The organism is uncultured Ruegeria sp. (assembly GCF_947489545.1).
Classification (GTDB): domain Bacteria; phylum Pseudomonadota; class Alphaproteobacteria; order Rhodobacterales; family Rhodobacteraceae; genus Ruegeria.
In genome coordinates this window covers 113,138-139,329 of the sequence record NZ_CANLDZ010000011.1, presented here as the reverse complement: position 1 = coordinate 139,329, position 26,192 = coordinate 113,138, and the positions used below count along the sequence as shown (strand labels likewise).

The 26,192-nt window shown below is 56.4% G+C and carries 19 protein-coding genes; 15 read left to right on the top strand and 4 right to left on the bottom strand.

Annotated features, from left to right (window positions below):
* Window positions 1–429, top strand: a complete 429-nt coding sequence (locus Q1B13_RS15855) for a phasin family protein (protein WP_299081873.1) — start codon at window positions 1–3, stop codon at window positions 427–429.
* A 30-nt stretch (window positions 430–459) separates the two neighbouring features.
* Here the strand turns inward: Q1B13_RS15855 and Q1B13_RS15850 are convergent, their stop codons facing one another.
* Entirely contained in the window at window positions 460–2,253 is a 1,794-nt protein-coding gene (locus tag Q1B13_RS15850; protein ID WP_299081875.1) for an alpha/beta fold hydrolase, read from the bottom strand.
* A gap of 413 nt (window positions 2,254–2,666) precedes the next feature.
* Between Q1B13_RS15850 and Q1B13_RS15845 the strand changes: the two genes are divergently transcribed.
* The 5 genes from Q1B13_RS15845 to arcC all read left to right on the top strand — a co-directional run bounded on the left by Q1B13_RS15845 (window position 2,667) and on the right by arcC (window position 10,462).
* The gene (locus tag Q1B13_RS15845) at window positions 2,667–5,399 is read left to right on the top strand and encodes a cation-transporting P-type ATPase (RefSeq protein ID WP_299081877.1); all 2,733 of its coding nucleotides are present in this window, start codon (window positions 2,667–2,669) and stop codon (window positions 5,397–5,399) included.
* A 423-nt stretch (window positions 5,400–5,822) separates the two neighbouring features.
* Window positions 5,823–7,274, top strand: coding sequence for a YfcC family protein (locus Q1B13_RS15840; protein WP_299081879.1), 1,452 nt, complete (start codon window positions 5,823–5,825; stop codon window positions 7,272–7,274).
* Between the two features lie 23 nt (window positions 7,275–7,297).
* Window positions 7,298–8,527: an arginine deiminase gene (locus Q1B13_RS15835; RefSeq protein WP_299081881.1), complete on the top strand. Its 1,230-nt coding sequence runs from the start codon at window positions 7,298–7,300 to the stop codon at window positions 8,525–8,527.
* Window positions 8,528–8,547: 20 nt separating this feature from the next.
* A complete protein-coding gene (argF, locus tag Q1B13_RS15830) occupies window positions 8,548–9,549 on the top strand; it encodes an ornithine carbamoyltransferase (RefSeq protein ID WP_299081883.1) in 1,002 nt (333 codons plus the stop codon).
* Window position 9,550: 1 nt separating this feature from the next.
* The gene (arcC, locus tag Q1B13_RS15825; protein WP_299081885.1) at window positions 9,551–10,462 is read left to right on the top strand and encodes a carbamate kinase; all 912 of its coding nucleotides are present in this window, start codon (window positions 9,551–9,553) and stop codon (window positions 10,460–10,462) included.
* A 650-nt stretch (window positions 10,463–11,112) separates the two neighbouring features.
* On the opposite strand, the gene Q1B13_RS15820 is transcribed toward arcC, so the two are convergent.
* A complete protein-coding gene (locus Q1B13_RS15820) occupies window positions 11,113–11,766 on the bottom strand; it encodes a TetR family transcriptional regulator C-terminal domain-containing protein (protein ID WP_299081888.1) in 654 nt (217 codons plus the stop codon).
* 176 nt (window positions 11,767–11,942) lie between these two features.
* Between Q1B13_RS15820 and Q1B13_RS15815 the strand changes: the two genes are divergently transcribed.
* From Q1B13_RS15815 to Q1B13_RS15780, 8 genes are read left to right on the top strand one after another with little or no spacing between them, the layout of a single operon-like run.
* The gene (locus Q1B13_RS15815) at window positions 11,943–12,746 is read left to right on the top strand and encodes an ABC transporter permease (protein ID WP_299799983.1); all 804 of its coding nucleotides are present in this window, start codon (window positions 11,943–11,945) and stop codon (window positions 12,744–12,746) included.
* The gene (locus tag Q1B13_RS15810) at window positions 12,743–13,528 is read left to right on the top strand and encodes an ABC transporter permease (RefSeq protein WP_299081892.1); all 786 of its coding nucleotides are present in this window, start codon (window positions 12,743–12,745) and stop codon (window positions 13,526–13,528) included. Before Q1B13_RS15815 ends, Q1B13_RS15810 begins: the two co-directional genes overlap by 4 nt.
* Entirely contained in the window at window positions 13,528–14,622 is a 1,095-nt protein-coding gene (locus tag Q1B13_RS15805) for an ABC transporter ATP-binding protein (RefSeq protein WP_299081895.1), read from the top strand. The genes Q1B13_RS15810 and Q1B13_RS15805 overlap by 1 nt, the downstream gene beginning before the upstream one ends.
* 22 nt (window positions 14,623–14,644) lie before the next feature.
* Window positions 14,645–15,706 (top strand): extracellular solute-binding protein, encoded by a 1,062-nt coding sequence (locus Q1B13_RS15800; RefSeq protein ID WP_299081898.1) that lies wholly within the window; start codon window positions 14,645–14,647, stop codon window positions 15,704–15,706.
* Between the two features lie 56 nt (window positions 15,707–15,762).
* Window positions 15,763–17,838, top strand: coding sequence for an FAD-dependent oxidoreductase (locus tag Q1B13_RS15795; RefSeq protein ID WP_299081900.1), 2,076 nt, complete (start codon window positions 15,763–15,765; stop codon window positions 17,836–17,838).
* Window positions 17,838–19,070: an aromatic ring-hydroxylating dioxygenase subunit alpha gene (locus Q1B13_RS15790; RefSeq protein ID WP_299081903.1), complete on the top strand. Its 1,233-nt coding sequence runs from the start codon at window positions 17,838–17,840 to the stop codon at window positions 19,068–19,070. Before Q1B13_RS15795 ends, Q1B13_RS15790 begins: the two co-directional genes overlap by 1 nt.
* Window positions 19,063–20,625: a trimethylamine methyltransferase family protein gene (locus tag Q1B13_RS15785; RefSeq protein ID WP_299081906.1), complete on the top strand. Its 1,563-nt coding sequence runs from the start codon at window positions 19,063–19,065 to the stop codon at window positions 20,623–20,625. The genes Q1B13_RS15790 and Q1B13_RS15785 overlap by 8 nt, the downstream gene beginning before the upstream one ends.
* A gap of 52 nt (window positions 20,626–20,677) precedes the next feature.
* Complete coding sequence (locus Q1B13_RS15780; protein WP_299082145.1) at window positions 20,678–21,973, top strand: aminotransferase class III-fold pyridoxal phosphate-dependent enzyme; 1,296 nt, start codon at window positions 20,678–20,680, stop codon at window positions 21,971–21,973.
* Window positions 21,974–22,179: 206 nt separating this feature from the next.
* Here Q1B13_RS15780 and clpB read toward each other — a convergent pair whose 3' ends face one another.
* Both clpB and Q1B13_RS15770 read right to left on the bottom strand, forming a co-directional pair.
* Window positions 22,180–24,798, bottom strand: coding sequence for an ATP-dependent chaperone ClpB (gene clpB, locus Q1B13_RS15775; protein ID WP_299081909.1), 2,619 nt, complete (start codon window positions 24,796–24,798; stop codon window positions 22,180–22,182).
* A gap of 128 nt (window positions 24,799–24,926) precedes the next feature.
* Window positions 24,927–25,244 (bottom strand): hypothetical protein, encoded by a 318-nt coding sequence (locus Q1B13_RS15770; RefSeq protein ID WP_298937979.1) that lies wholly within the window; start codon window positions 25,242–25,244, stop codon window positions 24,927–24,929.
* Between the two features lie 141 nt (window positions 25,245–25,385).
* On the opposite strand from Q1B13_RS15770, the gene pyrF reads away from it, so the two are divergent.
* Complete coding sequence (gene pyrF, locus Q1B13_RS15765; RefSeq protein WP_299081912.1) at window positions 25,386–26,090, top strand: orotidine-5'-phosphate decarboxylase; 705 nt, start codon at window positions 25,386–25,388, stop codon at window positions 26,088–26,090.
* Window positions 26,091–26,192: the final 102 nt, after the last annotated feature.

The following is a 26,192-nucleotide window of genomic DNA, read 5'->3' as shown; positions in this document are numbered from 1 at the left end:
ATGCCCAATACCTCCGCAAAACCCGAAACGCAGGAAACCTTTACTGAGGTTTTGAAATCCATGCAGGGAATGATGTCTTTGAACCCGACGATCATGCCACAGGTCGAACAGTTCTGGAGGGCGCAGGACCGTCTGCTGAATGAAGCCGAGGAGTATTCCCGTCTCTGGTTCCAACGTCGACACGAGGCGGCACGCACGGCGATCGAAACCGCGCGGGAAACCACGTCCGGCGACAAGATAGAGCCCACCAAAGCGGTGCGTCAGATGGCTGAATGGCAGCGCCATTCAATCGAGCGCATGGTCGAGGATGCCCGTGAATGGTTCGAAATGGTATCGCGCTGCTCAAAGCACGTCATCGAAACGGAAGCCGAAGCCATTGGTGAAAGCATGGAAGCGACATCAAAAGTCTCGGGTAGGTCCAAAAAATAAAGGAACCCAATTCGTTTTGGACCGTCTCACTCAGGTTTGATGGACATAGCTGCCGGGTGCTCTGGGCAGCTTATCGACCCCTCTACGCTTGCCGCCCATGGGCGGGGGCGTAGTTTCGTCTGTTGAGTGATCCTTTAGCCAATCCGCCATGGCTGGCCACCATGATCCCTGTTGTACTTCGCTGGTTTCAAGCCATTCATCCGGAGGGGTATAGAGCGCGTCTGCAGCCCTGTGACCCTGTCGGTAGTGGCGGTGCTTATGTCCTGGCTCGCTCAGGATGCCGCCGTTATGGCCACCATTGGTGAGCACGAAGCTCAGTTCGCCATCAGTAAACAATCTGATCTTGTAAACCGAGCGCCATGGCGCGATGTGATCGGACTCGGTTCCCACTACAAACATCGGGACTCGGATATCTTTCAGCGCAACAACACGGCCCTCAACTGCAAACCGCCCAGCACTCAGCCGGTTTTCAAGGAACAGGCCCCGCAGATACTCGGAATGCATGCGCGCGGGCATGCGTGTTGTGTCGTTATTCCACACGGTCAGGTCGGTCGGTAGGTCGTCTTCGCCCAGGAAGTAACGCCGTACCGCCCGCGCATAGATCAGATCTTCGGCGCGGATGGTGGTAAAGGTGCGCGTCATTTGCGGTCGGTCCAGACAGCCCTGCAACCACATCAGATCCTCGACAAAAGCCACCTGACTGTCGTCGATGAAAAGCAACAGCTCGCCCGCCTCGGCAAAATCAACCTGCGCGGCCATCAGTGTAACGCTGGCCAAGCGGTCGTCACCATCGCGCTGCATCACTGCGGCGGCAATCGCCAGAAGTGTGCCACCAAGACAATAGCCATTGGCATGGATTTTCTGACCCTGGACAATTTTTTCAACGGCATCGATCGCGGCCATGATGCCCTTGAGGCGATAATCCTCGAGGCTGAGATCGGCCTGATCCGCCGTGGGATTGATCCAAGAGACCATGAAAACGGTAAACCCCTGGTCAACCAGATAGCGCACCATGGAGTTTTCCGGTGAAAGATCCAGCACATAGTACTTCATGATCCAGGCAGGCACAAAAAGGATCGGTTCTGCGTGTACTTTTTTACTGGTGGGCGTGTATTGTATCAATTCGAACAGCGTGTTGCGAAACACAACCCGACCGGGCGTTGCCGCCAGATCCTTGCCAACTTGGTAGCCTTCGGGAGCTGGCTCACGTCCCTGTGTTGCGGTGTGGGCAACATCCTCAAGAAAATGCGCGCTTCCTTCGACTAGGTTCTTACCTCTTGCCTGGATGGTGCGGCTGATAATCTCGGGGTTTGACCATGGAAAATTCGAAGGAGAGATGAGATCAAGGGCCTGACGGATCTGAAACTGGGCGCGTTCAGCATCGCGCGGCGCGATACCCGGCATCTGGTCGGTAGCTGCCTGCCACCAGTCCTGCGTGCTCAGAAAAGCTTGCTGCCAAAACGAGAATGGGGCCTTTTGCCAACCCGGTGCGCTGAAACGGTGATCCTGAGCGCGGGTTTCAAAGGGCGGTATTGCCTCGGTTCCCGCAGCCAGCTCGCTGGCATAGATCCACAGCTTAACAGCATCGCGCGCCGCACGTTCTGACAGCTCAATCTGGCGTCCGGGCGAGCGGCTGAGATGCAAGGCCCAATCCAACCATGTGGCCATGATCGAATGCGGCGAAACCCCTGCCGTGGCCCGGGCCAGTGCGGCACGCATGGCGCGGTCAAGTTTCTCATATGGATGCCCGGGGGCTTGCTGCCGGGGTTCCGAGGCAGAGGCTTGATCATCGGACGTTAGTTTGTCCGGAGACAGTTCCGTCATTTGGTTTCTCCGTTCTGGGCCCCTCGCGGGTTAGTGGCTTATGCGTCATGCCCGATGATGTGATCTCGGGCCGAACCCTTTGAGTTTTGCCCTCTCTTCACAAAACGTCCTGTTCCGTTCGCGATGAGATATCTTTGGTAGTCTTAGGCGCATCCCAGCGGCACTGGACTAGGGTTTGCGGCTGGAGTTTGTCACCAAATACACGCCGGCGATCTGACCCATATCAAATACACGCGAAAGAGGGGCGCTTAGACATGGCGTGGCCAGGCCCCCGATCGTAAGAGGGTCAGCGCCTGGGACAGTCTCATCGAAAACAGTCAGTGCAGCGTTGATTAAGAAACTCAAACGTATATCGAACCAGTGCTTCAGCACATTGATCGTCGCTCTCAGACTTGCCTGAAACGGAGTGTAACATGCCGGATGATCCCGGATTTCCACCCGAAGCGCTGGAACCCCTACCGCATACGCAAGACAGTGCGGATACTCTAACTGCGCTCAACACAACTGCAAACGGGCTCTCATCGGATCAAGCGGCGCGCCGCCTTGTGAAGTACGGGCGCAACGCGCCACCGCCACCCCGTCGGCAAAATGTGATCCTCAGGTTTCTTGCACATTTCAACAATGTTCTGATCTACGTGCTGATCGGCTCTTCTGTGGTGACGTTTCTCCTGGGGCATATGGTGGATACAGTCGTCATTTTGGCAGTTGTTCTGGCCAATGCCTGCATCGGGTTTGTGCAGGAGGGTCGCGCCGAAAAGGCGATGGAAGCGATTCACCAGATGCTAGCGCCAAAGGCCTCGGTCTTGCGCGATGGGCGACGGGTCTCAATCGACGGTTCCGAGGTTGTCCCGGGCGACATCGTTCTGCTCGAAGCAGGCGACAAGCCACCTGCCGACATACGCCTGATCGAAGCACATGGCCTGCAGGCGCAAGAGGCTATTCTGACGGGCGAGTCGGTTGCGGTAGACAAGGACGACGTGCCCTCAGCCGCAGACGCACCGCTGGGCGACCGGCGCAGCATGTTGTTTGGTGGCACCCTGATCACCGCTGGACAGGGGCGTGGTGTCGTGACTTCCACCGGAACACGGACAGAAATCGGGCGTATCAGCCGGATGCTTTCCGACGTTGAGAAGCTGACGACGCCGCTGGTGCGTCAAATGAATACTTTCGCACGTTGGTTGACACTTCTAATTCTTGCTGTGGCTGCAATTATTCTGGCTTTCGGTTACTTCGTTGCCGAATACAGTTTCATCGATCTGTTCATGGCGGTCATTGGTTTGTCAGTCGCAGCGATTCCCGAAGGGCTTCCTGCGGTGCTGACTATTACGCTTGCAATCGGTGTTCAGTCGATGGCGAGACGAGATGCCATTGTGCGGCGCCTTCCAGCGATCGAAACTATCGGTTCGGTTTCGGTCATATGCACCGACAAGACAGGAACGCTGACCCGCAACGAAATGGTTGTTACCGATGTTGCCGCTGGCGGAAGTTACTACCGCGTTGAGGGCACGGGGTATGATCCCGTCGGGACTGTTGTCGCCGAAGGCAATGATGTAGAAGAAGTGGCATCACCTGCGCTGCAAGAACTGGCGGTGGTTGCGGCGCGCTGCAATGACGCGACGCTTGAAGAACAATCCGGGGTTTGGGGTGTCAACGGCGACCCGATGGAAGGAGCACTGTTGTGCTTCGCTGCAAAGGTTGCTGGCAGACTCGGCGCGGCAGCCGAGGGTTGGAACCGCCAATTTGTTCTGCCATTCGACTCGCAACGCCGCTTTATGGCAACGCTGGACGAGAATGAGGCCGGTGCTCGTATGGTCTTTGTCAAAGGTGCGCCTGAAACTTTGTTGTCACTGTGTAAAACCCAGTCTGACGCAAATGGGAACCCGATGCCAATCGACCCGAAGACGTGGCGTTTGGCCGAAGATCGTTTTACCTCAGAGGGATGTCGTGTGCTGGCCTTCGCCTCCCGCCCGGCCCGCGACGATGAGATGAACCTGACGCCGCCCGAGATATCGGGAGATCTGGTTTTTCTTGGTCTTGTCGGCCTCATGGATCCACCGCGAGAGAAGGTGAAACTGGCAATAGCTGACTGCCAGAATGCAGGCATAACGGTCAAAATGATCACCGGGGATCATGCCGGCACAGCCGCAGCAATCGGCAGTGACATCGGGCTTGCCCATACCAGCGGGGTTCTTACGGGTGTACAGATCGACCAGATGGATGATGCGGCGTTGTCGGTCGCCGTCCTGCAAACGGATATCTTCGCGCGCACCAACCCCGAGCATAAGTTGCGGCTTGTGAATGCACTGCAAGCCCGTGACCTGACCGTTGCCATGACGGGTGATGGTGTCAACGATGCCCCGGCGTTGAAACGTGCCGATGTTGGCATTGCCATGGGCAGAAAAGGGTCCGAAGCGGCAAAAGAAGCCGCCGATATCGTTCTTGCTGATGACAACTTTGCCACCATAGCGGCGGCGGTGCGCGAAGGGCGCACGGTGTTTGACAACATCAAAAAAGTGATTAGCTGGCTCCTTCCCACAAGCGGGGGAGAAGCGCTGGTCGTCATCGTCGCGCTTCTTTTGGGACTAACGCTTCCGGTGTCGCCGATTCAGATACTTTGGATCAATCTCATTACTGCTATCACCCTTGGCATTGCGCTCGCGTTTGAGCCGACCGAAGAAAGCACCATGCAACGCCCGCCCCGACCGCGTGATGCGCCAATCCTTGGGGGCGAACTGGTCTGGCATATTGTGCTGGTCTCAGGCCTGTTTCTGGCCGGTGTGTTCAGCATCTTCACCTACGCTTTAAAACAGGGTTATCCCCTGGAACTGGCCCAAACCCTCGCTTTGAACACATTGGTGGTGATGGAGATTTTTCATTTGTTCTTTGTGCGCAACATTTATGGCACCTCGCTGACGTGGAAAGCGATCCGGGGCACGCCGATGGTCTGGTTCTGCGTGATTTCTGTCTCTGCTGCACAACTCGCGGCAACATATGTGCCGGGCCTTCAGAATATCCTCGGAACCGCCGCGGTCGGTTTCAAAGATGGGGTCTATATAATTGTCTTGGGAATTGCGCTGTTTGTTCTGCTTGAGCTGGAAAAACAACTCGCACTGACTTTAGGGGCGCGGAGCTCAGCAGAGGTCTAACATGGACCGAGTTTGCCTTTTTGATGAGCCGGTGATCCTGTTCGGCGAAATTATTTAGGTATTCCCGCCTCACCAACTTCATCGAGCCCATTGGCCAAGGGATCCTCTTCACAGCAAACGGGCGTACATCAATGCCCTGAAAAACATGGTGATCCGGCCCAATAGTTGGGCGACGGAGGATCAAAATGAGCAGCAAGCGACATAAGTCGGTCATCCGCTGTTGCTCTGATTCAACCTCTTTGATGGCGCGGTCAGAAACACGCAGATTTAGATGACGGTGGTTGATCCGTGTCAAAGGCAAGAGGTCGCCGGCCTGCTAGTTTGGGCGTACTTCTTACACTTTGGCTCGTTTCGAGCTTTTGCGTTCAAGCAGGTCCAAAGCGGTTGACTCCGACCATTCACAACCCGTGCGAGGCATATAAAATGTCTGACGAAACCAAACACCAAGCAGCGTCGGATCAGCGCTTTTCCTCAAAATTCCCAAGCGCCTATACGATTCTGTTCCTGCTCATCGTTCTGGTCGCGGCGCTGACCTGGGTCATCCCCGCCGGACAATATGAACGCATCATGAGTGAAACAGTCGGGCGCGAGATCGCGGTCGCCGGGACCTACCGAACGGTTGAGCCAAACCCTCAGGGTTTTGTCGATATCATGCTCGCGCCGATCGCCGGGTTCTACAATCCTGACAGTTATCAGGCTGGGGCTATCGACGTTGCTTTGTTCGTTTTGCTGCTGGGTGGTTTTCTGGGCGTTGTCAACGCCACCGGAGCCATCGATACTGGCATTCGTGCAGCCATGCGCAAGCTGCAGGGGCGTGAGATCTGGATGATCCCGATCCTGATGGCGCTTTTTGCCGCGGGCGGCACCACCTATGGTATGGCCGAGGAAACCCTCGCGTTCTATGCCATTCTGATCCCGGTCGTGATCGCCGCGGGCTATGACGCGGTTACTGGCGTGGCAATCATACTTATCGGTGCCGGGGTAGGGGTATTGGGTTCGACCATCAACCCATTTGCCACTGTCATTGCCTCGAATGCTGCCGGTGTTCCCTTCACCGAAGGGATCGTTCTACGCTTCGTTCTGTTACTCGGCGGGCTGGCGATTTGTACGGCTTATGTCATGCGTTACGCCCGGCGGGTCAAGGCGGACCCAGGCGCGTCTATCGTGGCAAAACAACTTGACGAGCATCGCCGGATCTTCCTGCAAGATCGATCGGATACCGGTAAAGCGGCCGATGTCCTGACAGGCAACCAAAAGATCGTGCTGCTCATTTTCGCGCTGTCTTTTCTGGTCATGATCTGGGGCGTGTCGTCTCAGGGCTGGTGGATGGCTCGCATGGGCGCGTTGTTTTTTGGATCTGCAATACTGGTCGGGATTGTTGCCCGCATGGGCGAAAAGGCTCTCACTGGCCATTTCGTCGACGGTGCGCGCGACTTGCTGGGAGTTGCGCTGATCATAGGGCTGGCGCGCGGCATCGTGGTCGTCATGGAACAGGGGCTGATCGCTGACACGATCCTGCACAGTGCCGAGCAGAGTCTGGGCGGGCTGCACAAACTGGCCTTCATCAATCTGATGATGTGGATCGAGGTTGGGATGAGCTTTTTAGTGCCTTCCACCTCTGGGCTTGCAGTGTTGTCGATGCCGATCCTCGCCCCGCTTTCGGACTTCGCCGGTGTATCGCGCGATCTGGTGGTCACTGCCTATCAGGCGGCCAGCGGGCTGGTAAACCTGATCACCCCGACCTCGGCAGTGGTGATTGGCGGGTTGGCAATCGGGCGCGTGTCTTATGACCGCTGGATCGCTTTCATCTGGCCTTTGCTGATCGTGCTTACGGTGTTTGTCATGGCCGTGCTCAGCATCGGCGCAGTTCTTTGATCTGCCGGAAAGGAGCTTTGGATATGGCCGACACGAATCTTGGCGTTCATTCGGAAACCGGACGCCTGCGGCAGGTCATCGTCTGCCGACCTGGCTTGGCGCATCGCCGTCTGACTCCCGCCAACTGTCAGGACTTGCTGTTCGACGACGTATTCTGGGTCAAGCGGGCGCAGAAAGACCACGATGACTTTTGCGAACTTATGCGTGGCGAAGGGGTAGAAGTGTTGGACGTGAACGATCTGCTGGCCGAGACGCTGGAGGATACGAAAGCGCGCGCCTGGGTGCTGGACCACCGGATCACCCCGCATCAGATCGGGGTCGGCATGCTGCCCGAACTGCGAGGCTGGATGAATGAGATCCCGGCAGAGGTGTTGGCCAGACACCTTATTGGCGGGCTGGCGGTTAACGAACTACCGTTCACGCCGACCGGCCTCTTCGGCGGATATCTGGGCCACAACGGTTTTGTTCTGCCGCCCCTGCCCAACGCACTGTTCACCCGCGACAACAGCGCCTGGATCTATGGTGGGGTCGTCGTGAACCCGATGTTCTGGCCCGCCCGGCGTCCTGAAACCCTGCTCAACGCGGCGATCTACAAATTCCACCTCAAGTTTGCTGGCCAGACGACGATCCATTGGGGCGATCCGACCCGCGATCACGGGCTTGCCACGCTTGAGGGCGGTGACATCATGCCCATTGGCAATGGCACGGTTCTTGTCGGCATGGGCGAGCGGTCGTCGCCGCAGGCCATCGGCCTGCTGGCCGAGGCGCTGTTCGACACCGGCGCGGCGCAACGGTTGCTAGCGTTCCAGATGCCGAAATCACGCGCCGCAATGCATCTCGACACGGTTTTTACCCTTTGCGGCGGCGATGTGGTGACCACCTTCAAGGAAGTGGCCGATGCGCTGATCTGCTATGACATCCGGCCCGGCGAAAGCAAGGCCCCGCTGGAATTCCGCCGGGACACGCGCCCGATCTTCGACATCGTGGCCGAGGTGCTGGGCTACAAGCGGCTGCAACTGGTCCCCACCGGCGGCGAGACCGAGGAGGAGCGCGCGCGCGAGCAGTGGAACGACGGCAACAACGTGATCGCCCTGCGCCCTGGCGTGGTGGTCGGTTATGACCGCAACGACGACACCAATGCCGCGCTCAAAGCCGCCGGGATCGAGGTGCTGGAGATGCCCGGCGCCGAGTTGGGCCGCGGTCGTGGCGGCGGTCACTGCATGACGTGCCCCACCATCCGCGACGCGGTTTGAGACCTAGAAAGGACACCGACATGGCTTATAACCTGCGCTACCGGCACTTCCTGACACTGCGTGACTTCGCGCCTGGCGAGATCGCCTTTCTGCTGAAACTGGCAGCCGATCTGAAGGCCGCAAAATACGCGGGCACCGAGGTGCCGGTGCTTAAAGGCAAGGACATCGCACTGATCTTTGAAAAGGATTCCACCCGCACCCGCGTGGGGTTCGAGGTCGCAGCTTATGATCAGGGCGCGCGCGTGACCTATCTGGGGCCCACCGGCACGCATATCGGTCACAAGGAATCGGTCAAGGATACCGCCAGGGTTCTGGGTCGGGTGTATGACGCGATCGAATATCGGGGCTTCGGCCAAACCATCGTCGAGGAACTCGCCGAACACGCGGGTGTACCCGTCTATAACGGGTTGACGGATGAGTTTCACCCGACTCAGATTCTGGCTGATTTCCTGACCATGCAAGAGCACGTGGAAAAGCCGCTGCGCGAGGTGTCCTTCGCTTTTCTGGGGTATGTTGGCAACAACATGGGCGACAGCCTGATGCTGGGCGGGGCCAAGATGGGCATGGATGTGCGGTTGTGCGGCCCGAAAGGCTGCTGGCCCCACCGCGTGGTCGAGGCCGAAGCGCGGACAATCGCCGAAACCACGGGCGCGCAGATCACGGTGACCGAGGATTTGGACGAGGCCGTGAAGGGTGTTGATTTCGTCTATACCGATGTTTGGCTGTCGATGGGTGAGCCCAAGGAAAAATGGCGCGAGCGCATTGATCAGATGCTGCCCTATCAGGTCAATGCCGACGTGATGGCCAAAACCGGCAATCCTCGGGTGCGTTTCTTACATTGCCTGCCAGCCTTTCACAACACCGAGACCGCGGTGGGAGCAGATATCAGCAAAGAGTTTGGGATCGACGCCATGGAAGTGACCGAAGAGGTGTTCGAAGGTCCGACCTCGATCGTCTTCGATCAGGCCGAGAACCGGATGCATACAATTAAGGCGGTTCTGGTCGCCACTTTGGGAGGTTGAGATGTTGGTTGTAGCGGCCTTGGGCGGCAATGCCCTGTTGAAACGTGGTGAGCCGTTGAACGCGGAGGTTCAACGTGACAACGTACGTTCCGCAATGCCGGCTTTGGCGGAAATCCTGAATGCCGGCCATCAGCTTGTCATCACCCATGGCAACGGCCCGCAGGTTGGCCTGTTGGCATTGCAGGGCGCCGCCTATGATCCAGCGACCGCCAGTCCACTTGACGTCCTCGGGGCCGAGACCGAGGGCATGATTGGCTACATGATCGAACAGGAACTGGAAAACGTGCTGGGTCACGACCGATCTGTTGCAACGTTGCTAACGCAGATCCTGGTGGACGGGCGTGATCCGGCATTCCAAAATCCAACGAAACTTGTTGGTCCGGTTTATGAGCGCGCCGAGGCCGAAGCGCGCGCCAAGGCGGCAGGTTGGAACATCGCACCCGATGGGGACAACTGGAGGCGTGTCGTTCCCTCGCCCAAGCCTCAAGAAATCCCTGATCTGCGAGTGTTGCAATTGCTGCTGGACCATAAAGTAGTCGTGATTTGTGCCGGCGGCGGAGGTATCCCAGTGATGCGACGTGATGATGGCAACCTGATCGGGATCGAGGCGGTGATCGACAAAGATGCCGCCAGTGCCATGCTTGCGCAACAGCTAGGCGCCGACGCACTGCTGCTTTTGACTGATGTGGATGCGGTTTATGAGGGGTTCGGCATGCCCGAAGCCCGCGTCATCAGAGACTTGACTCCAGACTCGGCCGGGGCTCTGAAACTGCCATCGGGGTCTATGGGTCCTAAGGTCGCGGCGGCCGCGACATTCGCCGCCAAAGGCGGTTTTTCTGGCATCGGGAAATTGACAGATGCATTTGCCATTCTCGAAAATCGGGCCGGCACTTGTATCTCGGGTGTGGGATGACGGTCGCAATGGTGCGACGTTCATTTGCCAAACCAATCCGAAGCATATCTGTCGCAAGCTTTGCGCTCAGATAGGTTGGATTGTGTACTCGATCTGGCGGAGCCCGCATTATTGTAGTGATGTTGGAAGGATTGTTCGCTTATCGTCAATGACACTAGTTTTCAGAAAGGCCCCTGAAAAGAAGCCGCTAGTAAAACCGTCCCCTGATGACTTCTTGGGTGATGTTCTGAGGGTATATCTTAGGTTACTGTACAAAGATCATTCGAGGCTCGCATTGACGAGTAACTCTGGGCACTAGCCACACCGCTTTCGATTTCCATGCTCGACAGACTGACAAATACATATTCTCGACACGCAGATATCGCTACCTCTCCGTACGTTAGGCCGTACGATTTCGGAAGACGCCGCGTTTTAGGTCGCTTGCTTCCCATATTTGATCCTCTGTTTCCTAGCCTTGGGGTCGGACCAATTCAGTGGGGGAGGATCGTTGCCATTCGGATCAAGGGCATCTGGCTAGCAACGTCAAATCTCAATCGCGACTATGACTAGCGGATCGAAGTGATGAGCACACACAATTGACTGGCGACAACACCCTCAGCAATGCTCTTGACCAATCTAATACTGTTGGCAGTTCTCAAATCCATAGGTTTTCATCTCAGAAAACTACCTGGAAACAAGCCTGACAAAAATCTGCGTATCAAATCCACCGAACGTTCACGTGAAAATCCAGCCATATCAGTCAGATAATTCACCCACATGCCCTCTAGAAGGGCCAACGTTCCGCTTGTTGCATCTTCCGCGTGATTTGGGGGATAGCACCCTACCTTTTCAAGCTCGTCAAATGCCTGGCGCAGTGTGGACACCAGTCTCTCGTCTTGAGTGCTGCTATAGCGGGCAATCCCAGGGTGTGAGCTTGAGACGCCCCGGAAGGCGTGCCAAATTTTCGTACTTCGCGGGTTGAGCAAGCTTTCAGATAAATCAGCCTCGATAACAGCCATCACCCGATCTTCTGGCGACGCATTCGGACCAAGATCGGTCATTCGATCCATTTCCGCATAGTACTGTTCACTGAACTGCTGGGCCGCAACTGTCAGCAAATTGTCCTTTCCGCCAAAGTGCAAATGGATCATTCCGCGGGACAGGCCCGCGCGCTCAATAATCCGACTTACCGAGGTATCGGTGATTCCAATTTCAGCGATTGTATCCAGTGTTGCCTTAATCAACGCCTGCTTTTTCGCCGCCGGATCTCGCTTTGCAGCGGGCTTTTCGCGAAGTCCCTCGGGGAGCTTATCTTTTATTGTCATGCACTTAAATTTTCGGTTCTCGATTATTCAAGAGGAAGATTGACACAAAAGCCCCCTTCGGTGCAACAATTAATGGACGATCGTCCATTAGTGATGATCGCGCGACCGGAAAGGGAGGGTCGGTGATTTTTAGAAGTGATGCTGCCAAAGGCTATAGCCTCAGCGCGCCCGCCACGATTTACGTGGGCTTTCTGGTGGCTGCACCTTTGGCGATATTGATTGCCTATTCTTTCTGGACGCAGACCTACGTCACGCTCGACAAAAGCATGACACTGAATAACTACCGCGAAGCCTTGACCGACCCCCTGGTTCAGCATCTCATGCTGCGTTCGATCTGGATCGCTGGGGCCGTCACCATTGTTACCGTCGCGCTCGCGTATCCTATTGCCTACTTCATCGCGATGAAGGCACACAAAAAGACCATCTGGCTTTTGCTGATCACCATTCCCTTCTGGTCCAGCTATCTCCTGCGCGTCTTTGCATGGAAGCTCATCCTTGGCTTCAATGGCGTGATGAACTCAGCCTTGCTGGGGCTCGGGCTAATCAATGAACCCCTGAGTTTCCTTCTCTACAACGAGTTCGCAGTGGTCTTGACTCTTGCTCATGCATGGGCGCCTTTCGCGATTTTGCCGATCTATGTGAGCTTGCAAAAGATCGACCCGAGCCTTTTGGAAGCTGCTACTGACCTTGGCAATAACGCTTTTCAACGCTTCATGCGGGTGACTTTGCCGCTGACGATCCCCGGGATCATCGCCGCCTGCCTGATCATCTTCATCCCAACTGTTGGCGATTATGTTACCCCCGCTTTGGTGGGCGGTAGTGACGGCAAGATGATCGCAAACCTCATTCAGGTACAGTTTGGCGCGGCCAATAACTGGCCACTTGGAGCAACGCTCTCGCTTTTAGCCATGCTCTCGGTTGGCTTTGTCGCCATCGTCTTCGTCATCACCGGAAACCGTTTGGGAAGGCGCATAAGATGAAACGCCCTTCAACCCTCACTGGGTATGCCCTCCTTTATCTGGCATTTCTCTATCTGCCCGTTCTCTTCCTGCCGCTGTTTTCCTTCAATTCTGGTACTATTGTTGCATTCCCGATCAAGGGTTGGACGCTGGACTGGTACCGAAAACTGGGTGAACAGGACACGCTTATTCAAGCGCTGTGGAATTCTATCGGCGTCGGCTTTGTTGCCGCGCTGCTCTCCACCGCCATAGGCCTATTCGCCGCTCGCGCATTCGTACGCTACCGTTTCAAAGGCCAGCGCGCAGCGGAGGGGTTGGTCATGCTGCCCCTCGTCATTCCCGGCATCATCGTCGCATCTTCAATGCTGGTTCTGTTCTTATTCCTGGGCCTCAAACCGTCTCTTGTAACAGTGGCGCTTGGCCACATTTTCCTGGCGTTGCCTTTCGCTGTCTCAATCCTAAAATCCGCCTTCGACGACTTCGACGCCTCACTGGAGGAAGCCTCATACGACCTAGGCGTTGGCGTTTTCGAAACCTTTCGGCGCGTGACGCTTCCGGTCGTCGCCCCAGGGATTATCGCCAGCATTCTTGTGACCTTCACTGTCAGCTTTGATGAGTTCGTCCTGGCCTTCTTCCTATCCGGCAACCAACCAACTCTGCCGGTCTATATTTGGAGCCAAATCCGCTTCCCGGCCAAACTCCCGAACGTTCTGGCGCTAGGTTCGATTCTCCTCTTCACATCGGTACTGCTTCTCGTTTTGGCCGAATATTTCCGCCGCCGCTCCTCCGGGAAAGGAACCTGATGATCGAAAAAAATATCATAGAACTTTCCGGGGTCGAGAAACGCTACGGCAGCTTTGCAGCAGCATCGGGTATCAATCTGGACCTGAAGGAAGGTGAATTCTTCTCACTCCTCGGGCCATCAGGCTGCGGTAAGACCACTGTACTTCGCATGATCGCCGGGTTTCAGGACCCAACCCAAGGCACAGTCACAATCGACGGACGAAACATGGAAGGGGTCCCCGCAAACAACCGCCCCACCAACATGGTCTTTCAAAGCTACGCTATCTTCCCGCATCTGAATGTTGGAAACAACGTAGCCTATGGTCTTCGCGGTCGCGCCCCGAAAGCCGAAATCGAAAACCGAGTGGCGGAAACGCTGGAGATGGTCGAACTTGGCGGGCTGCAGTTGCGTGGCGCGAATGAGCTTTCCGGAGGGCAACGGCAGCGCGTAGCGCTTGCGCGCGCGCTCATCATGCGGCCCAAGGTGCTCTTGCTCGACGAACCGCTTTCAGCGCTTGATAAAAAGCTGCGCGAACAAATGCAGTTTGAAATGCGCAACTTACAGCAGTCGCTCGGGATCACGTTCGTGATGGTCACTCACGACCAATACGAAGCAATGACAATGTCCGACCGCATCGGTGTCATGTTCAGCGGGCGCTTGGCGCAGGTCGACACCCCCGCTTCACTTTATGCACGCCCATGTGACGAAGAGGTGGCGAGTTTTATTGGTGAAATGAACATCCTTCCCGCTTCAGTCGCCGGCGAATCAGACAATGCTCTCTCAGTCAATGTTGCTGCATTTGGAAACATGCAGATCGACCGCAATCCCAACGCCACGAACCCGGGCAAAGACATTATCATCGGTATCCGACCTGAGCAGCTGGAGATCAAATCCGAAAAGCCCGCGGATTACCCCGCGACAGTACAAGGCAAGGTCATCAACGTCGCCTTCTATGGCGAGAACATTCACTATCACGTCACGGTCGATGGCCATGACAAACCAATCGCTGTTTCTGTTCCCAACTACTTTCACACCGTCGATTTCAATCGTGGTGACGCGGTTTGGCTGGGCTTGCAAGCTGCTAGCGCAATCGACCTTGGCCGCGGCAAATGAATACAACCAACAGGAGGAAAAAATGAAACTTCAGAGAATTGCGGCGTTTGCGTTTGCAACCGTCACCAGTGCTGGCAGTGTTAGCGCTGGTGGCGCTGATCTAAGCGTATTTGACTGGTCGGGTTATGAAGACCCGGGTTTTTTCGCCAACTACATGGCCAAACATGGAAATGAAGCGCCAAGCTATTCCTACTTTGGCAGCCAGGAAGAGGCATTCACCAAACTGATGTCCGGCTTCACAGCCGACCTGGCACACCCTTGCTCGGACGCCGTGCGCAAATGGGTGGCAGCGGACCTGATCCAGCCCTTGGACGAAAGCAGGCTGACCAACTGGGCGGACATGTTGCCCGAAATCAAGGAGGTCGACGGCATTGTCATCGACGGCAACCTGTACATGTTGCCTTTTGAATGGGGTAACACCGGATTGATCTATCGCACCGATAAAATCTCAGGCGATGATATCTCGCTGCAGCTTTTGTCGGACCCGGCCTATGCAGGAAAAATTTCGATCCCAGACGCGGCCTCTTCCGCCTATGCTTTAGCCTCGCTCGCAACCGGCAACGCTGACAACTATACCAACCTGACCGATGCACAGTTCAAGGAAGCCTCCGACTTCCTGCGTGCAATCCACCCCAACATGCGCTTCTACTGGTCCGATGCAGGTCAGTTGGACCAGGCAATGACCAGTGGTGAGATTGAGATGGGCTGGGCCTGGAACCAATCGGAACTGAACCTGATCTGGAACGAAGTGCCCGCTGCCATGATGCGTGATGTAGACAAAGGCATTGCTACGTGGGTTTGCGGGTATGTGCATCTGAAGTCCTCGACCACAGATGAAGAACAGATTTATGACCTGTTGAACGCCCTGACCGAACCAGGTTCTGGTCAGTACATCATCGAGAATTGGGGTTATCCCCATGCCAATGCAAGAGCGTTTGAAATTGCCGATCAAGCCAGCATTGAGGCCTACGGTTTTGCCGATCCAAAAAGCTTCTTTAAAGGCAGCTTGTTCTTTGATGCTGTGAACCCTGAACTGGAAGCCAAGATGTTGGCCGAGTTCGAGCGGATCAAAGCAGGTTTCTAGACAGCAAATCGGCCGGGGCTACGGCCCGGGCCCTTAAACCACAGGAAACGCGCGAAATGTCGGACGCGAACCCATACGCCTTGCTATTTGAACCGGTACAGATCGGTCCAGTTAAGGCCAAGAACCGCTTCTACCAAGTGCCCCATTGCACCGGCTTAGGGCACATGCGCCCGCGCGCAGATGCGGCGGTTCGGGGAATGAAGGCGGAAGGCGGATGGGCGGTGGTTGCGAACCAGGAAACTGAAATCCACCCCAGTTCTGACCTGTCTCCATTTCCAGAAGGGCGTCTTTGGGACGAGCGCGATATTCCTGCCCTGCGCCTGATGACCGATGCCGTTCATAAACACGGCGCATTGGCAGCCATTCAATTGGTGCACAATGGCAATCATGCGCCCAATCATCTTAGCCGCGCGCCCCTGATCGCGCCCTCCGAAATGAGCTCCGATTCCGCCATGCCCAAACAGGCCCGCGCCATGGACAAAGAAGACATTCGCGTGTTTCGTCGCTGGCATCGGGACGCCGCGCTGCGAGCGAAGGCTGCGGGCGCCGATATCATCTATGTCTATGCTGGTCACTCAATGTCCATTGCCCAGCATTTCATGCTGCCACACATGAATAGCCGGACCGATGAATATGGCGGTTCTCTGGAAAACCGCGTGCGTTTGGCGCGTGAGTTGTTGGAAGATACGCGCGAGGCTGTCGGAGATACCTGCGCCGTCGCCCTCCGGTTTGCCATTGACGAAATGCAAGGCCCAGATGGGATGCAGGCGGCAGAGGAAGGCCGAGCGGTTGTGGAGTTGTTGTCAGACCTGCCGGACCTTTGGGACGTGAACGTTTCAGGTTGGGAAAACGACAGCGCCACAACACGCTTTCAGCCCCAAGACGGGTATCAAAATGACTATCTGTCTTTCGTCAAAAAAGTCACCGGAAAACCGGTGGTTGGTGTGGGCCGCCTGACGTCGCCCGATATGATGTTGTCGATGGTGAAGAAAGGCATTGTCGATCTTATCGGAGCCGCCCGCCCTTCCATAGCCGACCCTTTCATTCCGAAGAAAATCGAAGAAGGTCGCATCGACGAAATCCGTGAATGCATTGGCTGCAACATTTGCGTGGCCTCAGACAACATCGGTATCCCGATCCGCTGCACCCAAAACCCCACAATGGGTGAAGAATGGCGGCGCGGCTGGCACCCGGAGATTATTCAGAAGCGAGGGTCCGAGGAGCAAGCCTTGGTCATTGGTAGTGGTCCAGCAGGCCTTGAATGCGCCATGCAGCTAGCCCGTCGCGGCTATGGTGTAACCTTGGCAGAGGGCGCCAGCGAATTTGGCGGGCGGGTTGCGAAAGAAAGTAAGTTGCCCGGACTTTCCGCCTGGGGCCGCGTGATGGATTACCGGCTTAACGATCTAGCACAACGTAGCAATGTTGAGATGTTCACCGAGAGTGCATTGGGCGCAGAGCAAGTCATGGAGTTGGGCATTCGGAATGTCTTTTTGGCCACGGGATCAAAGTGGCGACGTGACGGTGTAGGACGCAACACCATGCGCAATGCGCCTGAGATCGACAGTAGCGCCAACATTCTGACGCCAGACGAGATATTGTCCGGCAAAATTCCCCCCAATGGTCCGGTACTGATCTATGACGATGATCATATTTACATCGCTGGCGTACTCGCTGAAAAACTGGCGAGGGCAGGCCACGACGTTGTTTTTGCCACACCTGAGAGCCTGATCTCCAGCTTTACGACTTACACGCTTGAGCAACACCGAATTCAAGCGCGGCTCATTGAATTGGGTGTGGACATTCGATGCAATCAATCCTTGGGAGCTCTCTCTGGTGAAACGGCGACGCTTACCTGCATGTTTTCAGGTCGCGAAACTGAAATCGTCTGCTCATCGGTTGTTTTGATCACCGAGCGTACGCGCGAAACTGCGCTATACGACGCTTTGAAACCCCTGGAACTCAAAACTCTGGAACTCAAAACTCTGGAACTGATCGGCGACGCCGCCCAACCCGGTCTAATCGTCGACGCCGTTTTCTCAGGGCACCGCGCGGCGCGGAATTTCGAACGCCCCAAGAATGAGGCCGAAAAAGATTGGTTCCGTCGTGAAATCATCGATCTGGAGGAGGCGTAATGCCCAACCGTACACTTGACTTGGATGATCTGATCGCCTCGCATAGGCTCGGCCATGCCATGCCCCGTGGGTTCTATACGTCGCAAGATATCTATGACTATGACATAGCTCAGGTCTGGAATCGCAATTGGCTGTGGGTCGGGCATGAAAGCCAAATTCCCAATCCGGGCGACTATTTCCTGTTTGACTATGGCCCAGAATCAATAATCGTCGTTCGCGACCTTGATGGAGAAATCCGCGCCCATCAAAACGTCTGCCGACATCGGGGATCACGGGTCTGCACCAAAGCGGAGGGCCGCGCGCGCGTTTTCGTTTGTCCCTATCACGCCTGGACGTTTGAGCTTTCTGGAAAGCTGCGTGCAGGTCAGAACATGGGAGCCGATTTCGATCCATCGAAATACGGATTGTTCCCGGTACAGATCTCCGTTTTTCAAGGGTTGATTTTTGCCTGTGCTGACGCCGCAACACCAGCCCTAGACACTGTCTTAGCGCAGCTTGCTCCGCTCACGGCGCCTTATGGTTTGAATGATCTTAAAATCGCTCACACAGCATCGTTCCCTGTGCCTGCCAACTGGAAACTAGCGGTTGAAAACTATCTTGAATGCTATCACTGCGGCCCGGCACACAAGGAATACTCCCGCTCACACAGCCTGAAATCACCGCAGGAAATGAAGGGTTTGGTCGGGCCATTGAGGGAACGCGCGAAAGACGCGGGTCTTTCGGCAGATGAATTGGAGCTGATTGGGGCAGCGGCCACAACCCCCTTCACCAGTGCCTATTACCGCCGCTATCCCCTTTACGAAGGTTACAAAACCGGCAGCAAAACGGGTGAAGCCCTTGCACCGCTTTTGGGATCGCTGATGTCGTTCGACGGCGGCGCAACCGATCTCGGCATCGGCCCGCTCAACTGGTTCCTCATCTACTCCGATCACATGGTCGGTTATCGTTTCATTCCCCGCAAGCTGCAGGAAACAGATATTCAGGTGGTTTGGTTCGTGCGCAGCGATGCTGAAGATGGCGCTGACTATGACAAGGATGTTCTGGCCTGGCTGTGGCATGTCACATCGCTGGACGACGAACGCATCATTCGCCACAACCAATCGGGCGTAAACTCTCACCACTTCCAACCTGGGCCATTGGGCGAAATGGAAACCTCGCTACAGGCTTTTTACGATTTCTATTTCGCCATGATCGGATCGGAACAAGAACAAAGGATCGCGATCCATGGCTGAAGCTAGAACACGACGCCGGGGCGGCGGCGGGCGCGCGGCGCGCATCAAGGTGCAAGAGGCGACAACCGGCAACGAAGCCGTTGGTGGCGGCTTGAGCGGAGGGCGCTATCGGCCTTTGATGCAGGTTGATATTGAAAACATCCACAATGCTGCCCTGACAGTTTTGGAGAGAACCGGTGTCTCCGATCATTTCCCGGAACTCCTCGACCTCGTCTTGCCCAAAGGCGCGGTGATGAATGAACATAACCGCCTGTGTTTCCCGCGCGCCCTGATTGAAGACATCCTCGCCGGAGCTGGCAACGAGTTCTATGTTTATGCCCGTGGTGAGCGAGAAGGCAAAGACGATATGCATTGCACGGCGGAAAGCGTTTATTTCGCCAACTCTGGTACAGCCGTGACCACGTTTGATTCTGAGACCAAAAGCTATCGCCCTTCTGTATTGCGTGATGTTTATGATTTCACCCGGCTGGTGGACCGCCTGGAAAACATTCATATGCTGGGTGACACGGTGCTGGCGACCGATGTAACTGACGACCTTTCGCACGATATGAACACCATCTATGCGATGCTGGCCGGCAGTCAGAAACCCGCCTGTCTGACCTTTCGCGACCGCAGCCATATCCCCCATGCCATCCGTATGTTTGATCTCGCCCAGGGTGGTGAAGGCAGTTTCATGAAAAAGCCCAGCGTCATCTTTGGCGGCTGCCCCATGGTCTCGCCGCTAAGGATCGGCAAAGAAAACATGGAGATAATGATCGACACCGCTAAACTGGGCTTGACCGTCGATCTGGCCGTTCCACCTCAGGCGGGTGCTACTGCGCCCGCAACCCTTGCCGGGACGCTGGTGCAAACCGTCGCCGAAACGCTCGCCTGCGTGGCCATCGTCAACCTGATCACACCTGGCTGTCCAATCTGCTTTGCTGCATGGCCCTTTATAACCGACCTGCGCAGCGGGTCGTTCACCGGCGGCAGCGGCGAACAGGCCTTGATCGCAGCGGCAGCCGTTCAAATGGGCAATTTCTATAACCTGCCCACTTCTGTGGGCGCGGGTATGACCGACGCCAAAATTCCGGACGCCCAATACGGGTTGGAAAAGGCGTTGACCTTTACCCTGGCCGCCCATGCCGGTGCCAATCGCCTTTGTGAATTCGGCGGCATGATCGGTTCACTCATGGGCTGCAGTTTTGAAAGCATGGTGATCGACGATGAGGCGGGTGGAATGATTTTGCGTTCCTTGCGTGGCATCGAAGTGACCGACGAGACCATGGCGGTTGACATCATCCACAAATGCGCCATCGACCCGGGCCATTTTTTAGGGAACCCTCACACTTTGAACTATATGACGAGCGAATTCATCTACCCCGAGCTGATGGATCGAGAACGCACAGATACTTGGGAAAATGAAGGTAAAACTGACCTGCTGGATCGCGCCCGAGATAAGGCCAATTCCATCCTCGACACTCACTTCCCCAACTACTTCGGAGCTGCCGACGCGCAGGTGCGTGAAGAGTTTTCGATCGTCATGAGCACTGAGGATATGGCTCGCCGTGGATAACTCCGACGCCAAACAATGGGACAATGACCATTTCCTCCACCCGTGGGAGGGGATGCAAACGCTTCGTCAGAACGATCGCACGTTTATGGAAGGGGCCAGCGGCATTCATGTGGTGAACGACAAGGGTGAACGGCTGATCGATGGGCCTGGCGGCATGTGGTGTACTCAGATCGGCTATGGGCGTGAGGAGATGGCCGAAGCAATGGCCGAGCAAGCTCGTAAACTTGCTTATTTCTCGCCATTCAATGCCACCAATTCTACTGCCAGCCACTTTGCCCGTGAGATCGCCAAACGCGCGCCGGGGGATCTGAACAACGTCTTCTTCACTACCGGCGGATCAACAGCGGTGGATACCGCCATTCGGTTCACCCACTTCCGCAACAACCTGCTGAACAAACCAAAGAAGAAAATCATCATCTCACGCCAAAAAGCCTATCACGGCAGCACGTATCTGGCTGCCAGCGTCAGCGGCAAAGAACGGGACCGTCTTTGGCTGGATAAGGCCGATCACCTGGCGCATTTTCTGCCCGATGTGAACCCCTTGCACCGGGGCGAAGGTCAAAGCATCGATGCATTTCTCGATGAAAAAATTGCGGACTTGGAAGAAGCAATTCAATCACTCGGCGCGGACAAAGTAGCAGCCTTTATCGCCGAACCGATCCTCGCCTCAGGCGGCGTTATCGTGCCCCCCGAAGGCTATCACAAACGCTGCCTTGAGGTCTGCCACAAGCACGATGTTCTCTATATCTCTGACGAAGTGGTCACCGCTTTCGGCCGTCTCGGTCATTGGTTCGCCTCTAAAGACGTCTTTGGCATTGAGCCGGACATCATCACCTGCGCCAAGGGCCTCACCTCGGGCTATGCGCCTATGGGAGCCGCGATCATCTCAGATCGGTTGATTGATGATGTGGCGGGCGGGGACGCTGCTTTTTCAAATGGTTACACATACTCAGGCCACCCCGTTAGCGCTGCTGCTGGTTTGAAGAGCATGGAGATAATAGAACATGACGGAATTCTGGAACATGTGCGCCGCGTGACACCCATTTTTCAGGGCCGATTAGAGGAGTTGCGCAACATCGACATCGTTGCTGATGTGCGCGGAATGGGATTGATGGGATGTGTGCAATGTTCGGAAAAAGGCAAGGCCCGCGGCGACCTGGGACGAGACTATGAGATCGGCGCATTGATCGATCAAGAATGTCAAAAGCGCGGCCTGATCCTTCGTCCGATCATCAATATGTGTGTTTTCTCGCCACCTTTGATAATAACGGAAGCCGAGATCCATCAGATGTTTGACATATTGAAAGAAGGGATCGAGGCAGCAACGAGCCTGGCTAAGAACCCTTAGCAAGGTTTTGAGCAGGCCAAGCTTCTTCGACAAGCGGATTCCGTCAATTTGCAGAGCTCACTGTATAATGACGTGCAGTCAAAGCCGTAGCTTTCAGCACACCAAAGTTCGCGACAAACCATTCGTAAGGTCAACTGTCACGTTAGGTGGTCGTCAACAGAAAAAAACCCGCCGAATAGGCGGGTTCTTCAGTTTTCAAGCCCCGATCAATGTACGACGGCATCGTCCGGACGCGGTCGTTCGGATGTGCCCAACCGATCACCGATGATCAAACCCTCGGGTCCGGCTGAGACCGGCACCGTCTCGCTATCCTTGATCTCACCAGCGAGCAGCGCTTCGGCCAGCGGGTTCTGCAGGGCGCGCTGGATCACGCGTTTCAGCGGGCGAGCCCCAAAGACCGGGTCATAGCCCTCGTCGGCCAGCCATTCCTTGGCGGCGCCGTCCAAGACCAGCTCAATCTTGCGGGCGGCCAAGCGTTTCTGCAAACGCGCCATCTGGATATCAACTATGCCATCCATGTCGGCCCGCTTGAGCCGGTCAAAGATGATGGTTTCGTCCAATCGGTTCAGGAATTCGGGCCGGAAATGCGCCCGGACCGCATCCATCACATCCCGCCGCGCCTGCGCGCTGTCTGCGCCTTCGAGCAGCTGGCTGAGCGCCTGAGACCCAAGGTTCGACGTCAGGATGATCAGCGTCTGTTTGAAGTCCACGGTGCGACCCTGGCCATCGGTCAGCACGCCATCGTCCAGAACCTGCAACAGCACGTTGAACACATCCGGGTGCGCCTTTTCAACCTCGTCAAACAGCACCACCTGGTAGGGTCGGCGCCGCACGGCTTCGGTCAGCACACCGCCTTCGTCGTAGCCGACATAGCCCGGAGGGGCGCCGATCAGACGGGCAACCGCGTGTTTCTCCATGAACTCGGACATATCGATACGCACCATCGCGTTGTCGTCGTCGAACAGGAAGTTCGCCACAGCTTTGGTCAGCTCGGTCTTACCTACACCCGTGGGCCCGAGGAACAGGAACGAGCCCAGCGGGCGGCCTTCGTCGTTCAGGCCCGCACGCGCACGACGTACAGCATTGGCCACAGCAGTGACCGCCGCATCCTGACCGATCACGCGGGAATGCAGATCGTCTTCCATCCGCAGCAGCTTCTCGCGCTCGCCTTCCAGCATCTTCGAGGTCGGGATACCAGTCCAGCGTTCAACCACTGAAGCGATCTGTTCCGGACGCACCGTTTCCTCTGCCATCATCTGGCTGCTTTCGGCATTTTCGGCCTCGGTCAACTTTTTCTCAAGCTCTGGGATGACGCCGTAAGACAGCTCCCCCGCTTTGGCGAGGTTGCCTTCACGCTTGGCAATCTCGAGATCAGCGCGCGCCTTGTCGAGCTGTTCTTTTAGATCCCGTGCGCCAGCCAGCTTGTCGCGTTCTGCCTGCCACTGGGCAGTCATCTCGGCAGATTGCTCCTGCAGATCGGCCAGATCCTTTTGCAAGGTTTCCAGACGATCTTTGGAGGCTGCATCGTCTTCCAGCTTCAGCGCCTGTTCCTCGATCTGCATCTGCAGAATCTGGCGATCCAGTTGATCGAGTTCCTCTGGCTTGCTGTCCACTTCCATCCGCAAGCGAGCCGACGCTTCATCGACTAAGTCGATGGCCTTGTCGGGCAGGAAGCGGTCGGTGATGTAGCGATGCGACAGGGTCGCTGCCGACACCAAAGCCGAGTCTGAGATACGCACACCGTGGTGTAGCTCGTACTTTTCCTTGATGCCGCGCAGGATGCTGATCGTGTCCTCGACGGTCGGTTCTTGCACCACAACGGGCTGGAATCGTCGTGCAAGGGCCGCGTCTTTTTCCACGTACTTGCGATACTCATCCAGCGTGGTCGCGCCGATACAGTGCAGCTCCCCCCGGGCAAGCGCGGGCTTGATCAGGTTGGCAGCATCCATTGCGCCGTCGGATTTACCGGCACCCACAAGCGTGTGCATCTCGTCGATGAACAGGATGATTTCACCGGCGGCTTCGGTCACCTCGGTTAGAACAGCCTTGAGGCGCTCTTCGAACTCACCGCGATATTTCGCACCCGCGATCAGTGCACCCATGTCGAGCGCGAGCAGCTTCTTGTCCTTCAGCGATTCCGGCACGTCACCGTTGATGATGCGCAGGGCCATACCCTCGGCAATCGCGGTTTTACCGACGCCGGGTTCCCCGATCAGGACCGGGTTGTTCTTGGTGCGGCGTGACAGAACCTGCATCGAGCGGCGGATTTCCTCATCCCGTCCGATGATCGGGTCGATCTTGCCCTCAGCTGCGGCCTCGGTCAGGTCGCGCGCGTATTTCTTGAGCGCGTCATAGCCTTCTTCCGCCGATGCGGTGTCAGCAGTGCGGCCCTTGCGGATATCGTTGATCGCCTCGTTCAGTTTCTGGGCGGACACGGCACCGGCATCCAACGCCTCTTTGGCCTTGGATTTCACCATGCACAGCGCCATCAACACGCGCTCGACCGGCACAAAGCTGTCGCCCGCCTTGGTGGCGATCTTTGCGGCCTCGTCCAGAACCTTTGCGGTCTGGCCGTCCATGTAGATCTGGCTCGCATCACCGCTGACCTTCGGAATCTTGGCCATCGCGGCATCCAACGCTTCGACCACGCGGCCGGGCGCGCCGCCGGCGCGTGTGATCAGGTTGCTCGCCAGCCCCTGATCATCATCCATCAATGCTTTCAAAATATGCTCGGGTGCCAGCCTCTGGTGCCCTTCACGCAGCGCAATTGTCTGCGCTGCTTGCACGAATCCCCGTGCCCGCTCGGTGAACTTGTTTAAGTCCATTGCTATTCTCCTTTTCCAAGCGCCCTAAATGCGAAGCGCCCGCTTGGCAGCACGCTCCTGTCTGGGCCTCACATTCAATCTGGGAGATATCTTTGCCGGTTCAAGAGGCTAGGGCACAGAATCAGACCTTATTCGCGCTGTATTGTATATACCGTGTAACCACCGGTTTCAGCCACCTGTGCCGCACCCTGATCGTCCACTAGTGTCTGCGCCGCGTTGCTGCCTGTAGGGCAAGATACTAGGTCTGCAGTGTGATCTAGAAAATTGCCTGTAAAGGCGGTTTCACCCGTGAGCTGGCACCAATCATCTTCGGACCGATATCCCCCCACAAGACGCAGGTCATCATTTGTGGGTGCAGGCGCCGCACCTGTGTCCGACGGATCGGTCGGGGTTTCGTTGCACGCGGCCAATGCAAGTACTGTCCCCAGCAAAACCAGTTTTTTCATATCCTGTCCCTTTTTGTGAGTTTTTACTTTGAATTTGCGCCACCATAGCACAGATCCAAATCCGCTGCGGCAGCCAACCTGCATGGACACATCTGCCTGAACCGGCTAGGACGCAGGCGTTTGCCAAAAGGAGCCTGCCCCATGTCCGATGACCGTCTGATCGTTGCCCTTGATGTTCCCAACGCGCTGCAGGGGCTGGCCATGGCCGAGCGGCTGGGTGACAGCGTCTCGTTCTACAAGATCGGGCTGGGCATGCTAACCGGTGGTGGCTTGGCGCTGGCCAATGAACTGAAACAAGACCACGGCAAGCGCATCTTCTTAGACATGAAACTGTTCGACATTGGCAACACCGTCGAAAACGCGGTGCGCGGGTTGACGCAGTTTGATCTGGATTTTCTGACAGTCCATGGTGATCCGCATGTGGTGCGCGCGGCGAAAGAAGGGGCCTCAGGCAAAGACTTGAGAATTCTAGCGGTGACGATCCTGACTTCTCTGAACCGCGACGATCTGGATGCCAGCCTGTTGAAATCAGGCGACGTGCAGGACCTGGTTGTCGAGCGCGCCGCCAAAGCGTTGGAGGCAGGTGCGGACGGCGTCATTGCCAGCCCGCAAGAGGCTGCACTGATCCGCGCCCTGCCACAATCCGAAGGGCGCTTGATCGTCACCCCCGGCGTGCGACCGACAGGTGCTGCATTGGGCGATCAGAAGCGTGTGGCGACCCCCGCCAGTGCCATCAGCGACGGGGCAGACCACATCGTTGTCGGACGCCCAATCTATCAGGCGGACGACCCGAAGGCGGCGGCACAGGCGGTTCTTAATGAGTTAAATTCTTTGACACGGCACTGAGCGCCTTTGGGAATCGCAGGCCGGCAAGCCGGGAAATATCCACGAAATCTTGACCTTACGTCAATCTCAGGGGATTCACGCCGGATTTCCCCTGTGCCCCAA